General features: G+C 54.9%; 16 protein-coding genes. 4 read left to right on the plus strand and 12 right to left on the minus strand.

Annotation, left to right across the window (positions count from 1 at the left end; all coding sequences use genetic code 11):
• The 4 genes from QZ517_RS16565 to rlmN form a co-directional block, all read right to left on the minus strand.
• Nucleotides 1-476: NapC/NirT family cytochrome c (locus QZ517_RS16565; RefSeq protein ID WP_366766281.1), on the minus strand; the 476-nt coding region annotated here is incomplete at its 3' end.
• Between the two features lie 105 nt (nucleotides 477-581).
• Nucleotides 582-2,255: a cytochrome D1 domain-containing protein gene (locus QZ517_RS16570; protein ID WP_294228864.1), complete on the minus strand. Its 1,674-nt coding sequence runs from the start codon at nucleotides 2,253-2,255 to the stop codon at nucleotides 582-584.
• Between the two features lie 296 nt (nucleotides 2,256-2,551).
• A complete protein-coding gene (locus QZ517_RS16575; RefSeq protein ID WP_294228866.1) occupies nucleotides 2,552-3,250 on the minus strand; it encodes a Crp/Fnr family transcriptional regulator in 699 nt (232 codons plus the stop codon).
• A 106-nt stretch (nucleotides 3,251-3,356) separates the two neighbouring features.
• Nucleotides 3,357-4,556, minus strand: a complete 1,200-nt coding sequence (gene rlmN / locus QZ517_RS16580) for a 23S rRNA (adenine(2503)-C(2))-methyltransferase RlmN (RefSeq protein ID WP_294228868.1) — start codon at nucleotides 4,554-4,556, stop codon at nucleotides 3,357-3,359.
• 163 nt (nucleotides 4,557-4,719) lie between these two features.
• Between rlmN and QZ517_RS16585 the strand changes: the two genes are divergently transcribed.
• Together QZ517_RS16585 and QZ517_RS16590 are read left to right on the plus strand one after the other, a co-directional pair.
• Entirely contained in the window at nucleotides 4,720-5,022 is a 303-nt protein-coding gene (locus QZ517_RS16585) for a hypothetical protein (RefSeq protein WP_294228871.1), read from the plus strand.
• Between the two features lie 2 nt (nucleotides 5,023-5,024).
• Nucleotides 5,025-5,705, plus strand: a complete 681-nt coding sequence (locus QZ517_RS16590; protein ID WP_294228875.1) for a YafY family protein — start codon at nucleotides 5,025-5,027, stop codon at nucleotides 5,703-5,705.
• On the opposite strand, the gene QZ517_RS16595 is transcribed toward QZ517_RS16590, so the two are convergent.
• Both QZ517_RS16595 and QZ517_RS16600 read right to left on the minus strand, forming a co-directional pair.
• Complete coding sequence (locus QZ517_RS16595; protein ID WP_294228878.1) at nucleotides 5,702-6,328, minus strand: Hint domain-containing protein; 627 nt, start codon at nucleotides 6,326-6,328, stop codon at nucleotides 5,702-5,704. The genes QZ517_RS16590 and QZ517_RS16595 overlap by 4 nt on opposite strands.
• Nucleotides 6,329-6,446: 118 nt before the next feature.
• Complete coding sequence (locus tag QZ517_RS16600) at nucleotides 6,447-6,980, minus strand: invasion associated locus B family protein (RefSeq protein ID WP_294228881.1); 534 nt, start codon at nucleotides 6,978-6,980, stop codon at nucleotides 6,447-6,449.
• A gap of 170 nt (nucleotides 6,981-7,150) precedes the next feature.
• Between QZ517_RS16600 and QZ517_RS16605 the strand changes: the two genes are divergently transcribed.
• Nucleotides 7,151-8,146: an asparaginase gene (locus QZ517_RS16605; protein WP_294228883.1), complete on the plus strand. Its 996-nt coding sequence runs from the start codon at nucleotides 7,151-7,153 to the stop codon at nucleotides 8,144-8,146.
• A 23-nt stretch (nucleotides 8,147-8,169) separates the two neighbouring features.
• Here QZ517_RS16605 and QZ517_RS16610 read toward each other — a convergent pair whose 3' ends face one another.
• The 6 genes from QZ517_RS16610 to serB form a co-directional block, all read right to left on the minus strand.
• A complete protein-coding gene (locus QZ517_RS16610; protein ID WP_294228886.1) occupies nucleotides 8,170-8,484 on the minus strand; it encodes a hypothetical protein in 315 nt (104 codons plus the stop codon).
• A gap of 207 nt (nucleotides 8,485-8,691) precedes the next feature.
• Nucleotides 8,692-9,807 (minus strand): hypothetical protein, encoded by a 1,116-nt coding sequence (locus QZ517_RS16615; RefSeq protein ID WP_294228888.1) that lies wholly within the window; start codon nucleotides 9,805-9,807, stop codon nucleotides 8,692-8,694.
• A 133-nt stretch (nucleotides 9,808-9,940) separates the two neighbouring features.
• Entirely contained in the window at nucleotides 9,941-11,296 is a 1,356-nt protein-coding gene (locus tag QZ517_RS16620; protein ID WP_294228891.1) for a bifunctional cytidylyltransferase/SDR family oxidoreductase, read from the minus strand.
• Nucleotides 11,293-12,585 carry a polysaccharide pyruvyl transferase family protein gene (locus QZ517_RS16625; protein WP_294228894.1) on the minus strand — a complete coding sequence of 431 codons (1,293 nt, stop codon included), beginning with the start codon at nucleotides 12,583-12,585 and terminating at the stop codon, nucleotides 11,293-11,295. The genes QZ517_RS16620 and QZ517_RS16625 overlap by 4 nt, the downstream gene beginning before the upstream one ends.
• A 316-nt stretch (nucleotides 12,586-12,901) precedes the next feature.
• Complete coding sequence (locus QZ517_RS16630; RefSeq protein WP_294228897.1) at nucleotides 12,902-13,660, minus strand: TSUP family transporter; 759 nt, start codon at nucleotides 13,658-13,660, stop codon at nucleotides 12,902-12,904.
• Between the two features lie 3 nt (nucleotides 13,661-13,663).
• Nucleotides 13,664-14,542, minus strand: coding sequence for a phosphoserine phosphatase SerB (gene serB / locus QZ517_RS16635; protein ID WP_294228900.1), 879 nt, complete (start codon nucleotides 14,540-14,542; stop codon nucleotides 13,664-13,666).
• 270 nt (nucleotides 14,543-14,812) lie between these two features.
• Here serB and QZ517_RS16640 point away from each other — a divergent pair.
• The coding region (locus QZ517_RS16640; RefSeq protein WP_294228903.1) for a phosphoserine transaminase at nucleotides 14,813-15,549 on the plus strand (737 nt) is incomplete at its 3' end.

Raw genomic sequence — 15,549 nt, forward strand, 5'->3', positions numbered from 1 at the left:
TTTTGAAACTCCGGCATCATGCTCTCAAAATCATGGCAGTTCCGGCACTCAATCGAGTCGGTTTTCTTCATGCGCTGCCATTCATTCATCGCCAGATGAAGACGCTTGGCGTCAAATTTCTCCGGCGTGTTGATGGTGCCTGTGATCTTGCCCCAGACCTCACGTGACGCTTTGATCTTGCGGATGATCTTATGCGTCCAATCTTTCGGGACGTGACAGTCGGAACAGACCGCGCCGACACCGGAGCGGTTCACGTCGTGGATTGTGCCCTTGTATTCCTGATACACAAAATCTTCCATTTCATGACAGGATACGCAGAATTCTTTGCTGTTGGTGGCTTCCATGGCGGTGTTGAAACCACCCCAGAAAATAATGCCGGCCACAAAGACGCCTAGGATACCGGCCAGCGGCATTCCCCATATAAAATAGCGGCGCCAAATTGGGGCTTTTGGCTCTTGGTCATCGGACTTTGACATGTCCATGCTCCGTTTTGGCTGTGGGTCGGTCCCATGATGCGGACCGGCGAAAAACGAAGGGGCGGGCGCTTGGCCCGCCCCTCTTTTGGCTTTTGCGGTCGACCTTTAGGTGACGTGGTTCGAACGGTTGTAGACGTTGAACTTACCGGTTGGAGCGTAAAGCCCTTTGACGCGGCCAATCTCTTCAAGGGTTTTGGCGTCGTAGATGACGATCTCACCATTTGGTTCAAGCGAGTCCGACATGTTCCATTTGGAGACCCAAACTTCGGTGCCATCGGCGTTGAATTCAAAGTGAACCGCAGCAGTGCCTGGGGTGTCAGTCACCTGGATTGTTTTCACAATCTCGCCGGTCTCTTTGCTGATGACCTGTACCGACTGCTGAATCTCTGGCTCTGGGTGCTTGGTTTGGTCAGCCCAGTAGTAGTCAGAGTTCGGGTGCGTCCGGATGAACAGGCCAGCACCGTCAGTTTCAACTTCGTAACAAGTCTTCCATGCTTGGTCAGGGTGACCTTCAGGATCGTTCCCCCAAACAGTCACGGTGCCTACACCCAAGTGGGTTGTACCAGCCACAGGACCGCAGTTTGGATCGTTCCAGTTGGCGCCTGGGCCGGGGTGCGGCAAGGCGGCGGTGTCGATGATCGCTTCAAGCTTGCGCTCTTTGCTGTCTACAACAACCATCTGGTTCGATGCGTTTGCAGCGATTTGGAAGTACCGACCTGTTGGGTCAAAGAACCCATCGTGCAAGAAGCGAGCAGTGTCGATCTTATCAATACGCAGGTTGTCCAGGTCAGAATAGTCGACCTGCCACATCTGGCCCAGCTCCTTAACGGCTACCAACCAGGTTGGCTCGTGTGGAGTGGTGTAGATTGCGGCCACACGGGCTTCTTCCACATAGTCACCTTCGGTGTTCACGCCACGTGTCGAAACCACTTTCAGCGGCTCCATGGTAACGGCGTCTGAGATCACGAAGTGTGGAGGCCAGTACGCCCCACCAATGATGTACTTACCGTCGCCGGATACGGCCACGTCACGTGCGTCATAGGCAACTTTAACTTCGGAAACCAACATCTTGTCTGGGGTCTGCCAGAGATCGATTTTGGTCATCTTGCCGTCGCGACCCATGGTGTACCAGAAGCGGCCAGGGTTCTCAGGCTCGGAGATCGAGTGGTGCTCAGACGCTTTGATCACGTGAACGGCATAGCCGGTCGGGATGTGAACCAGAACTTCTTTGGTATCGCCGTCGATGACAGCAACTTTACCGGCATCACGTTCGATGACGACAAAGAAGTTTTCCCAGTTCCGGCCGTGGAGCGGCTCGGTTGGGTAGTCAGCTTCTTCGACGTAAACCTTCCGAGTCTCTTTCATCTGAGCAAGAGACATCTCTGGTGGTTTTGGCGGCTCCATCATGATGTAGGTCGCCATGTCTTTGATCTGCTCCTCGGTCATGATGTCCGAGAAGTTGTTCATACCGCCTTCAGTACCCCAGGCGATAATTTTCTCCAGGCGCTCCTGGCCCAGCTTCAACGTGCCTGTCTCTGTGACGGAGCCGTCGTCGTTTTTCGTTTTCAAAACTGGCTGAAGGTTCTTACCGGTGGCCCCTTTGCGCAGCACACCGTGACAGCCAGCACATTGCTCGAAATAGAGCTGCTTTGAGGCTTCGAATTTTTCTTCGCTAAGCATCGGTGCTTCGGCGAATGCAGGTGCAGCTACGCTGCCGAGCATCATGGCCAGGCCGATCCCGAGCGAATTGCGGATTTTTTGGGTGGTTCCAAGTGACATGATCACTCTCCGTTTGCTTGGTGAGGCAAGCGGACAATGCGCCTATGATCGAGCCATCAACTTGACATTAGTCAACACCGTTCACGAAAATGAGAGAGAAATGATTTAATAATTTAAATACAGTGACTTGATCGAAAAATGTCTATTTTCAACGCATGTTTTCAACACCCTCTAAAGGTGATTCAGCACAGGGATAATCCCGCAAATGAAGAAATTCTTGCTCCCGAAATCATACGCCTAAAATGCAGATTTCCCTACCTCGTGCACGATTCCACCCTAGGATTCGTTTGCAGGTCTCAGCGAGTCCAAGCCTGTGCAGGATCTTCTTCACAATAAACGCGCAGATGTTCGATGTCGTCGATTTTGGCGAGGTTCTGTTTGATCTGCACACCTTCGGACTTGAGGCGTGCGAAGGCTCGGCTCAGACTTTCTGGCTTCATGCCCAAACGCCCTGCAATCAGGATTTTGTCATACGGCAGAATAACCTCACAGGATCCCTCTTCCGCATGGCTCAGCTCACACAGAAATTCAGCCACCCGCTGCGCACTTGTCCGCGCTTTCAAGGCCTCAATCTGTCCCACAAGGCTGTGCAAATGGCGGAAGGTCGACGCCAAAAGTGAGATGGCCGCTTCGGGTGTTTCTCGGATACGGCGCAGAAAATCATCCGCTTCGATCCGCATCAGTTTGAGAGACGTCACCGCCTCAGCAGACACTGGGTTCACATCGCCACGAAAGGCCAGCGCTTCGCCAAAACTACGGCCTTGGGTGAACACCCCCACAACCGCTTCAGTGCCACTCGGCGCGATGCGATAGAGCTTAGCCCACCCGGAGATGACAATGTAGATTGCGGTGGCTTTTTCGCCCTGCAAAAAGATGGTCTGGCCCCGGTCGTACTCTGTGACATGCGCCTTGGACAGCAGCATCTCTGCGTCTTCTGCAGGCATGCTGCTGAACAACAATGACTGACGGGCTATGGCCTTGTATTCTGGCTGCATTTGCTGGCTCCAAAGTATCCCCTGTGAAGGGGATACGCCGTTCTCACCCGGCTTTGCAAGCAAGCCAAATGTATGAAGAAAATATATGTTTAGTGGACCCGGCCAGCTAGCCGCGCGCCACGCCCGTTTCCGCCTCAATCTGCTTACGCGATTTGCGGGCGCGCTCTGTGGCAGATTTGAGCTGACCACAGGCCGCCATGATGTCTTCGCCGCGCGGCTTGCGGATCGGGCTGGAATAGCCTGCCGCATGGATGATGTCAGCAAAAGCGTGAATACGGTTGTTGGAACTGCGCTTATACGGTGCACCCGGCCATTCGTTGAACGGAATCAGGTTGATCTTGGCCGGAATGTTGAACCGCTTGATGTACTCCACCAACCGATGCGCGTCTTCTTTGCTGTCATTCACGCCATCAAGCATCACATATTCAAAGGTGATGCGTTCAGAATTGGACACTCTTGGGTAATCTGAGAGGGCTTGCAGCAACTCTTCGATGTTCCAGCGCTTGTTGATTGGCACCAACATGTCCCGCACATCATCGGTAGTGGCGTGGAACGAGATTGCCAGAAGGCAGCCAATTTCTTCCGCAGTGCGGGCAATTTCCGGCACCACACCGGAGGTCGACAGGGTGATACGGCGGCGTGACAGTTGGATGCCTTCCGGGTCCATTGCAATCTTCATCGCGTCGCGCACATTGTCAAAATTATAGAGCGGCTCGCCCATGCCCATTAGCACGATGTTGGACAACAGACGTGGGCTGTCCTCTGTGGTGCGGGTGCCAGGCGTTGGCCATTCATCCAGATCGTCACGCGCCATCATGACCTGACCGATCACTTCGGCCGCCGTCAGGTTGCGAACCAGTTTTTGCGTGCCTGTGTGACAGAAAGAGCAGGTCAATGTGCAGCCCACTTGCGAGGAGATGCACAGCGTGCCGCGATCCGTTTCGGGGATATAAACCACCTCCACCTCATGGCCACCGGCGATCCGCACCAGATACTTGCGCGTGCCGTCCTCGCTCACCTGCTTGGTGATCACCTCAGGAATGGCAATTTCAAAGACCTCATCCAGCTCAGCGCGATAGGCTTTGGACAGATTAGTCATTTCGTGAAAATCACGCACACCCCATTGATAAATCCACTGCCAAATCTGGCCGACCCGCATTTTGGCCTGCTTTTCCTTGGTGCCGTTTTCAATAAGCACGTCGCGCAGCTTTTCACGCGTCAACCCAACAAGGTTGATCTTACCGCCTTCAGGCAGCTTGCGGGGAATGGTCATCACGTCCTGCGTGATTGGCGCGGAGGTACTCATGGCTATGGGACTCATCTGGGAATTCAAGCGGTGCAGATACACCATTTAAGGCGTTTTGCAAATAATGCCAGAAATCGGGCTTAACACCAAACCCAACTGACAGACCCTGTCAGTAGGCCTGTGCAATACCCTCTTCATCATAACGACACTCAAGGAGATCAAAATGTCCGTCATTGAAATTGTACGCTATCGCATCAAACCCGAAGCCACTAAGGAACAGGCGGTGGCAGCTTGGGAAAAGTCCCAAAGTTTTGCCAAGGCGCAGCCAGGCTTTCTTGCGCGACGCATTGCCGTAACCGTTGAAGGCGACTGGATTGACGAAGTGGAATGGGAGTCCCTAGAAGACGCGACTGCCGCGGCGAAGGCCTTCAACCCTGAGACCTATCCGGAATTGATGGACCTTATGGTGGTTCTGGATGAAACTTCGATGACCATGACCCACTACACCATCAAGGGCAGCACCTAAAAATGCGCCGGACCGACCGACTGTTTGATTTGATCCAAGTCCTGCGAGACGGACGCCTGCATAAGGCATCTGACTTGGCGGACAAAATGGAAGTGTCGGTCCGCACCATTTACCGAGATATGGACAGTTTGGTGGCCTCAGGCATTCCGGTCGAAGGTGAGCGTGGGGTGGGCTATATCCTGCGCGCGCCGGTGTTCATGCCCCCAATGGCTTTGACTCAGACCGAACTCGAAGCGCTGCACCTTGGCGCCGCGTTGGTGCGGCAAACCGCGGATGTGGAACTTCAAGAGGCGGCCACACGCGTGCTGACCAAGATAGATCAAGCCATGCCGGAACCGATGTTCCGCGCGCTGGACGGCTTTGGCAAAGAAATCTTCGCGGCCCCGGAGGTGGCTGCAAGTTTTCAAAACATGCCAGTCATTCGCCGCGCGATACGCGAACAACTGACGCTACTCATCGACTACACGGCCCTTGACGGGAGCCACAGCCGCCGTTGCATTCGGCCGCTGCAAATGGAGTATTGGGGCCGCGCCTGGACCTGCACCGGTTGGTGCGAGACCCGGGACGATTTCCGCGTCTTCCGTGTCGACCGGATCAACGAAACCCTGATCCCTGGAGACAGGTTTGCAAGTGAACCCGGCAAAACCCTTATGGATTATTTGAAGCGTTTCACACCAAGTTAGGCCCGCTTTTTCACATCTGTAACTTGGGACGCCTCGTGTTTGTCCAAGCGCCGGCGCCATTTGTCAGACTTTGAGTCCATTGCCAGTAGCTCCGGAAACAGGTCAGCCATTTCATCCGCTTGCGTCTTCACAAACAGCGGAAGTCCGGCGCCCGGGTGGCGCATCTCCACCTGCATGCCATCGACAATCATCACGCTGGGTGTGTCACAGAGCACAAGGTAATATTCCGACGGCCCTGAGGGGTCTTCTTGAATTCCACGCCAGCCAACAAGGTCTTTCACCGGCACCAGCACCTCGCGGCTGGTGAACGCTGCCTCAAATTCCGCGCCTTGCATCCAAAGTCGCGCATCTGGTGACAGCCAGCAATCTCGCGCCGGTACGCGACGCCCCATGGCACCTGCGGGTACTTTGATCGGGGCATTGGAGGCATCCAAACGGCCAATCCAGCGAACCGGTGCCAGCCCCTTGTCACGGCTGACCACTTCGTCGCCAGCTTGAAGCTCTTCCACCGGAATTTCGCCACGGCGTGTGGCAATCTTGGTGCCGCGCGCCACGCAACTTAGATCCAAATCGGTGATGTCATGCGCGTTGATCCGCGTCTCTGCCTGTTGTGCCTGTGCCATTGTCTGCTCTCCCATGGCTGATGTGCTGACCGGTTGATCCGATCAGCCTCCCCCATGGTGGCAATGTCAGGCGTTTAAGGACCTTGGCAGAGGCCCTGCTCCGGTTGATCCGAAGCGCTTACTTACAGCGTTTCTCAGCGTCTTCCACAGCGGCGGTAAAGCCACGCAAGGAGAACGTATCGCTGGTTTTGGTTCCACGTGACGAGCGGCCATTAAACGTCGCATCCGCACCGCGCTTCATCGCAGCTACCATCTTGGCGTCATCGCCGGATGAGGCAGGCCAGGCCCACTCCCCATCTGTGATCATCACAAAGGCTTGCCCGTCGATGGTCACGTCAACGGTAGAGCCACCCGCAAAAGGATAGCCGCCGGTGAAGCCCACTTGGCCCGCAACGCTGGAAGTGGGCACAAACGACACCAACAACAGGATGTCACTGCGGCGCACCGCAACAACCTGTCCGCCACGAGTGTTCACGCTCTCTTTGGCAGTGCTCACCGCCCAGCATTCCCGTTTGCTGCTGTCTTTGTGCTCAAAGACGCTCCAGTCGGTAATGGCGTTGACCTGATTTTCGCTTGCGGCCTGTGCCGATACCATACCACCCCAAACCGCAGTTGCGGTCACGGCCAGCGCTTTCACCAAACGTGATGTCATGCTCTTTACAGCCTCCAAGCTGTGTATTGCCTCTTGTCGTCCGCCCGTTGGCTTTGCACCATTTGAAGTGGGCTGGACTTTGTTATACGCGATGCGCAGAGTTTAGCCCATATTTGTTGCCACGCGAAAGACCCGTTGGCACAAAATTGCCAACAATTGCGAGAGAAACCATGACCAAAGCCGTGCCAATGACCGAAATCTGGCGAGGAAACATCCTGGAGAGCATGCATTCCGGCCATGCTGTGGTCTGTAATGCCGAGGGTGACATTGTGCATGCCTGGGGTGATCCGGACGCGATTGTGCTGCCCCGTAGCTCCTCCAAAATGATCCAGGCCCTGCCTTTGGTGGAGAGCGGCGCGGCTGACGCGGCAGGTCTGACCGACCAACATCTGGCGCTGGCCTGTGCGTCGCACAACGGCTCTGCCATTCACAATGACATGGTCAACGCTTGGTTGGCTGCGCAAGGGTTTAGCGACGATGACCTGATCTGTGGCCCACAAGAGCCGCGCGACATTGGCATCCGTGACGACTTGATCCGCTGCAGTGATCCGGTGCGCCGCGTCCACAACAACTGCTCTGGCAAACACACAGGCTTTCTGACCCTGTCCAAACACTTGGGCGCAGGCGGCAGGTACACCGACATGGATCATCTGGTGCAAAAAGCGGTTCTGGCGGCGCATGAAGAGCTGACCCATGAGGACAGCGCTGGCTACGGCATTGACGGCTGCTCCGCTCCCAATCACGCCAGCACACTGAAAGGCATGGCCCGCGCCATGGCATTCTACGCCGCTGCACGCGAAGGCAATGGCACACGCGAGACCGCTGCAGCCCGTTTACGCAATGCAATGGCAAAACACCCTGAATATGTCGCTGGCGAAGGCCGCGCCTGCACCAACCTGATGCGGGCTATGGGCCATACTGTGGCGATCAAAACCGGCGCGGAGGCCTATTTTGTTGCCATGTTGCTGGAACAGAAACTGGGAGTGGCCTTAAAAATCATCGATGGGGCCACCCGCGCCTCGGAAAACGCACTGGCCGCCATTTTGGTGAAACTGGGCGTGCTGGATCCCAAGCATCCTGAAGCACAAAAATACCTCGATGCACCGATCCGTAACTGGGATGGCTTGCAAACTGGTGTGATGCGCGCCGCCTCACCTCTGAGCTAAACAAAAGGCGGCTCACAGCCGCCTTACATTTCCATCGCTTCGGCCACTTCTACGGTGCCCATGCCGTGTTCCAGAATTGGGCACCCTTTTGCAATCTCGCAGGCGGAATCCATATCGGCGGCGTTGACCAACGTGTACCCCGACACCGGATTTGCGCCACCGTCATGGCCAATGCCATGAATGGTGACCGTCTTGGACATACCCGCCGGATTGCCGCCATCCACCAAATCTTCGCCGATGCCCTCCATCCACTTTGACCAGGCCGCCATCACTTTTTCACCTTCTTCGGACGTCTCCGGTCGTCCGCCGCCGTGATAAATAAACATAAACTTGGGCATGGTACGTCTCCTTTCGACACAAAAACGGTCTTGAAAGCCCTCACGCGCACGTAGTGAAATAAGCCACGCGCGCCCCAAGGTACCATAATTTGGCGTTTTAGTCGCCAGTGGGGCTCAGACCACTGGTTTGCCAGAAATCCCCACCAAGCATCGCCGCAGGGATCCTCGCGTGGCCCCTAAGACAATCGCGTCTTTCAAACGCGCAACTTAGATTTTGGGAAGACGGTCAAGTTCTTTGTAAAACTGACCGTTTTTGGTCCGTTCTAGATCAATACGATTGTTCATGGCTTGCTCGCGTTTGTCGGCCAGATAGTCGTCACCATCCGTGATCACCCGCTTCAGCAACGCGCGTAGCTCATCAGCATTGCGATAGAGATAGCAGAACGCATTCTGCTCTTCAAAATCATCAGCGACCAACGCCGGTGGCTGTGGGTAATAAAGAAAGACTGGAACGTTGATAAAAAGGCATTCCGTCACCGCAGCAGAGATATCACAGATCACAAAGCGAAGTGGCTTTTTCAGAATATCGCGAAGCTGCGTTGATTGGTCAGGCACATGAAGCCCCACCTTTGGGGCGCCACTGTCATCTTCTTCATCCAGCGCAGATTGGCGAGAAGCCTGGTCATCAGCGACAATCCGGGACACCGATTTCACATCTGCAGGCGCAGACCAGGGGTGCAACTTTAAGAAGCCCGCTGCATTCTCGCCCAGACAGGCCTGAGCCTCCGCTGCCACTTTTTTTGTCAAATCCAGTGAAGAATAATTGGTATTCGCATAGTAACCACGCCAAGTCGGGAAATAGCCCCACTGGTTACGCTCGGCTACGTCATAGGTGGGCAGCTTTTTCAGCCAGTCTCGCATCCACGGTTGGCCGATGATAGAGAACTTCAGACCAGAAAAATCTCCTGACACCCGATCAAATCTGTCGCGGTGCGCCTGACCGGCCACCCAAACTTCATCATAGAGACGAAAACACTTGTTGGCGCTGGACGCCTTATTGCTGTCTCCATGACCGAGAAACACATGAGTTAAGTCCGTATGGCGCACAGCCTGCATGTTCACACCATTGTTGGCCGGATAAAACACAGCTTTGAGATTGGGCATGCGTGCAAATAGCGGTTCGATTTGGGCCATCTGTGAGATTGGGTAGATGTCTGGGTCCTCATTCACATCCCACCAACTGGCAGAAAAGCGAAAGATAGACACATATGATCCAGGACGTTTCGCAAAGACAGGGTTCCACATGTCGTAGTGGCTGACCGCATTCTTTTCGCCGTAATAGACCACGTATTCCACATCCGGCAGGACCGTGTCCCGCGTCATCTCATTCCTTGCAACCGCATGGAAACAGACTGACCGTACCGACGCCGATGGCCCTGTGACTTTTTTGACGGCGGGCGCATTCTGGCGAGTAACAAAGGTGTTGGCGGTCTTTCGGCCGACCTTTTTTACAAACTTAGTAAACATGGTTGATAATTCCGGAATCCGGCGATTTGAGCAGCTTCAGTACCTGTAGGGACACTTCTTCTGGCTGTAGCAAAGTACTTGGATCTTCGCCGGGGAAGGCGGCATGACGCATCGGTGTGTTTGCGCGACGTGGCACGATACAGTTCACCCGCACAGCCTCAGGCGCCCATTCTTCGCACAACGCTTGAGTCAAATTGACAACCGCCGCCTTGGAGGAAGAATACACCGCGTAGTCTTTGCGGCCCCGGTAGTAAGACGACGAAGACACCAACATCAGCTGGCCCTTCGACTGCTTGAGGTACTCATAAGACAGACGTGCAATGTTGAGGGCACCCATATAATTGGTCTGCACGACCCGCTCCAGATCGCCCGGGTCAATTTCGGCCAGCTTGCCAATATGCAAAACCCCGGCAAAGTTGATGACCGCATCAATCGGGCCTTTAGCGGCGGCGGCCTCCAACGATGCGGCAACATCAGCAGCCTTTGAAATATCACAGCCTGTCCCGCGTGATACGCCATGGACTGTGGCGCCCAACTTTTCCAGATAGATCAGCGCATCTTCTCCAAGACCAGAACTGGCCCCGAAGATCACGATGTTCATCGCGGAAACGTCAACATCGGATTCCCGGGCTTGTGCCCCGGTCTGGCCGGTCATGATCAACTGCTCGGCCATGAACAAATCAATCGGGTGTGTGATCTTGATGTTGCTCTCATCCCCATCGATCAACCCAATCGTCGCTTTGGGACGAGCGGCCAGATACATACCGCAATCATCGGTAAAAGTGGCGGCGGCCAGATCGGGCACTTCGTCGATCACTTGGCGAATTTTTCCGAGCCAGAACCCTTGCGGCGTCTGCCCTCGGCGGAATGCTTCGCGGCGCGGAATTTGGCCAATCAAATCCACGGCCTCTGGATTCACTTCAACCAATGTGTCGGAAGAAGGGATCACCACATCAACCGCGTCATATGTATCAAGGCCACTGTAACACGAGTTGATCACATCATGTTTGATAAAGGGGCGCACGCCGTCATGCACCAAAACCTTTGTTGCGGCTGGCCCATCAACGGCCATCAGGCCGGCGCGGGTGGATTCCAAACGGTTTGCGCCGCCCTCAACGATTTTGATGGAAGGATGCGCAATGTCAGAGACAATTTTTTTCGCCTCTTCCAGAATCGTGCCACGGCTGACCAGAATGATCTGTTTAACGCTTTCGCAAGCCGCGACGTTTTCCAACGTGTGATGCAGGATCGTCTTGCCTGCCAGCATTGCGAGCTGCTTTGGCTTTTCAGACCGAAATCGTGTGCCAGACCCACCGGCAAGGATGATAAAAGCTGACTCACTCATTTGCCCAGCACCGTTTTAGAGAGGCTTTTCATCTGCGCCTCCAGTTTGCTGAGTCGACCGCGGGTGTTATTGGATTGCCACACCAAGCGCTGCTGTAGATGTTCGGCTGTTTGATTGGGCAGAGTGGGCATTTCACCGGGAAACTCAGCCAAGGCCAGGTCATGTGCGAACGCAGCCCCATTGTCTTCCCCGTCTTGGTAGATGTGGCGTAAGTTGTTCTTCTCAAGGAATGAGATCCATGTATCGAACCGGGTCTTGTGATTTTTCTGCATCGGCCCGTAGTCGGCCTCTGCGTATAGCTGGTGTGCCACAACGGTGGTCTTGATATCCGTCATCGGCTTATGCGGAATTTCAAAATAACGGGCCAACTCCAGCGTCCGACTGTCATGCGCCATTACAAATGACGGGGTACCCGCCAGCAGCCCCATAACGTTGCCGTGAATGCGCGTGCCAAAGACAAAGTCATAATTGCGGAGATGATCCAGCCACGTCTTTGTGTCGATGAACATACGAATGCGGTCTTCCGCAAACATTGGATGAGCGGTGGTTTTTGGAAAAACCCTGCCGAACTTGGGAAGAAACTTTCCGTCCCACAGCACCTGATCAAGGCTTTCGTTATTCTGTGGCACATAAGTAAGTGAATCGTAGTACTTATAGTTCCGTTCAAAGATCTTTGAGATACCGGGTACATAAGGTGAGACGTTCATCGACACCTTATGGGACTTCAACAGCTTCCGTCTCTTTTTTATCTTCGGGAATTTAGAGCCATAATAGAACATAGATGGGCAACCGATAATGTCGACCTCATCATCCGAAAACCCGAGGCTGCGGATAAACTCATAGGTATACTCGCCGCGCACCCCAATCGAAGCAGAGCGCTTCAATACCGCCTTGCAAAAGGCTCGGACGTCGTCGCCCATTTCTGCAATCGCTTCGGGGGTGGCGTCCAGACCGGCCTGTGCGCCAACACCAGTGACCACCACAGGAATATCCAGCTTTTCAATCAGCGCAGTGAAGTTGCGCAGATGGGCCATGAACGTTGTGCGGAACGCATTGGCAAAAGGCAGGACAAGCACATCGTAATTGGCATTGATCTCTGCTGCGCGCTTGGGGTTGGCTGAATAACCATTCATTGCAAGCGTGGTGTCTTTTGTCGACAGGCTGCGCCAGACAGATTCCGCAAAGATCAAGTTGCCGCTGTTGGTACCAAGCGTGTTTTTGGCAAGCGTGTCTTCGTAGGAGACATAATTAAACGGGGATTTACCGCCGCGCATCAGAATACGGGTCATATGAAATAGCCTTGGATAACTGCGTTCTTCCCACCCGCTCAAGGGGTTGAATTTGACATAATGTGGTTGACCTATCAACGCAAGCGGTCGTTAATTTGCCAGTCGGAGCGCCAGTCAAAATTGTGGCTGCCCACCCTTTGACAAGACTGAACCTCAAAACGTCACAGATGTGCGCCCTTGGTCCCAGTCCTTTTCCTAGAAAACCAGCCTTAAGCTAAAGTTAAAATTTGAGAAAATATTTAAGCCAAACACATTAAACGGCACCACCGAAGTGAAGTGCCTTTCCATTGGCCCCTAACGGACAACACCCCTGGCCTCAGAGCACATCCCAAAGCAGCTTCAGCGCCAGCACCATCGACGTCACGACCAACAATGGCCGGATGAGCTTTGCCCCTTTTGCCATCGCCATCTTAGCGCCCAGTGCCGCGCCAAACATCTGCATCACACCCATCGCAAGACCAATGGCCCAAAGCGGTTCTGCCACCAGAACGAACCCAGCCAAACCGCCAATGTTGGAGGCAAAGTTCAGCATTTTGGTGTGGGCTGTGGCTTTCAAGATGCCGTAGCCGCCCAGCGCCACAAAAGCGATCATATAGAAACTGCCCGCGCCCGGCCCTAACAGGCCGTCATAAGCCCCCACAAAAGGCACTGCGGTCCAGGTGAAGGTCAGTGGCGACAGTCGCGCGGTTTTGCCCATGTCGCCCGGGTCTTTGCGAAAGGCAAAAAACAACGCGATGCCGATTAGCAGAACCGGCAGAATCAAACGTATCCAATCTGTCGGCAGTACCGACACCAACAATGCCCCAGCCAAAGACGCGACAAAGGCCAACCCAGCTGGCAAAAGTTGTTCTCGCAGGTTCACCAGGCCGCTTTTGGCATAGGAATAGGCCGCTGTGCCCGAGCCAAACATGCCTTGGATTTTGTTGGTCGCCAGAGCGGCGACAGGCGGCACCCCAGCAATCATCAACGCGGGCAGCGTAATCAACCCGCCGCCACCCGCAATGGCATCCACAAACCCAGCAAAGAACCCTGCCGCCAAAAGGATCAGCAGTCCTTCAAATCCAAATTCCAGCACGGTTTAGAGTCCTTCGAAATCGGACTTGGCATAGCCCTGAATATAGAGCAGCGCCGTCAGATCACCGTGGTTGATGCGAATATCACACTCGGCCGCCACAGAAGGCTTCGCGTGTAACGCCACTCCAGCGCCTGCCAGCCCCAGCATGCCCAGATCATTGGCCCCGTCCCCGACGGCCATTACGTTTTCATGAGTCAGGTCGAGACGTTTGGTGATCTCCTTCAGCGCCTGCACCTTGGCCTCACGCCCTAGGATCGGACGCCCAACGTCGCCGGTCAGCTTACCGTCGTCGACCAGCAAAGTGTTGGCGCGGTTCTCGTCAAAGCCCAGCTCTGCAGCCACTTTGGCGGTAAAGGCCGTGAAACCACCGGACACCAGCGCCGCATAAGCGCCCTGTGCCTTCATTGTCGCCAAGAGCACCTCTCCACCCGGCATAAACGTGATGCGCTCGGCCAGCACTTTGCCAATGACACTTTCGTCCAAGCCTTTGAGCAAACCAACACGCTCGGTCAGCGCCCCGTCAAAATCCAATTCACCGTTCATCGCCCGCGCGGTGATGTCTTTGACACGTTCACCAACACCAGCCTCGTCTGCCAGTTCATCGATGCATTCCTGCTGGATCATGGTGCTGTCCATATCTGCCAGCAACATCTTTTTGCGACGGCCCTCGGTAGGCAGAACCACAAGGTCCACACCCATCTTTTGCAAATCTGCCCAAACGTCCCAACGGTTGCCCGGCATGTCAGCCAATTTGAACTCCGCCGCTTCATCCGGCGCCAACCATACGGCATCGCCGCCACCCCAAGCATTGCGCAGATTATCAACCAAAGCAGGGTCCAAATTGGCAGAAGTCGGGGATGTCAGAAGCGTGGCGGTATACATCAAGGTCCTCGGTTGTTCAGCGCGTGATGAGTTGACGCTGCATAGACCACGCCAAACTGCTTTGCGCCAGTCAAGGATTGTATCCAGTGCAATCTGATACCTGCCTTGGCGGATTGCATGTTTCCTATAGTGGTCAAAGCGCGTCGTTTTTGATGTGCAAACTGTCGGAACTCCGCATTTTCCCTGTTGTGCAGATGCAGCATCCCGCCTATCTCGGTCCGTGGGACACCTCTCCCCAACGAGAGGCATTTATCTGTAAGGATAGCATTGATGGCTACTCAACAACCGGCAACGCGGCCGGCCAATCCGCGTTTTTCTTCTGGCCCATGTGCCAAACCCCCCACATTTGATGTCACAAAACTGGCCGACGCCGCTCTGGGTCGCAGCCACCGCGCAGCTGTTGGCAAAGCCAAGCTGAAGGACGCCATCGAAGGCACCCGCGAGATTTTGGGCATCCCCGCAGGTTACCGTATTGGCATTGTGCCAGCCTCCGACACCGGCGCGGTTGAAATGGCGCTGTGGTCCCTGCTTGGCGCGCGCAAAGTTGAAATGCTTGCTTGGGAAAGCTTTGGCGCAGGCTGGATCACCGATGTGGTGAAGCAGCTGAAAATCGACGCTGAGGTGAAAACAGCTGACTACGGTCAGATCGTGGATCTCGCGACTGTTGATACCAAGAACAACGACGTTGTCTTCACCTGGAACGGCACCACCTCCGGCGTGCGCGTGCCAAATGCAGACTGGATCGCGGATGACCGCGACGGCCTGACCATCTGTGACGCCACCTCCGCAGCCTTTGCCATGGACCTGCCATGGGACAAGCTGGATGTGACCACGTTCTCTTGGCAAAAAGTTCTGGGCGGCGAAGCAGCCCACGGTGTGATCGTGCTCTCCCCAGCGGCCGTTGCGCGTCTGGAAAGCTACACCCCGGCATGGCCGCTGCCAAAAATCTTCCGCCTGACCAAAGGCGGCAAGCTGATCGAAGGCATCTTCACCGGCGCGACCATCAA

Origin of the sequence: uncultured Shimia sp. (assembly GCF_913054185.1) — a bacterium.
In the GTDB taxonomy this organism is placed as follows: Bacteria; Pseudomonadota; Alphaproteobacteria; order Rhodobacterales; family Rhodobacteraceae; genus Shimia.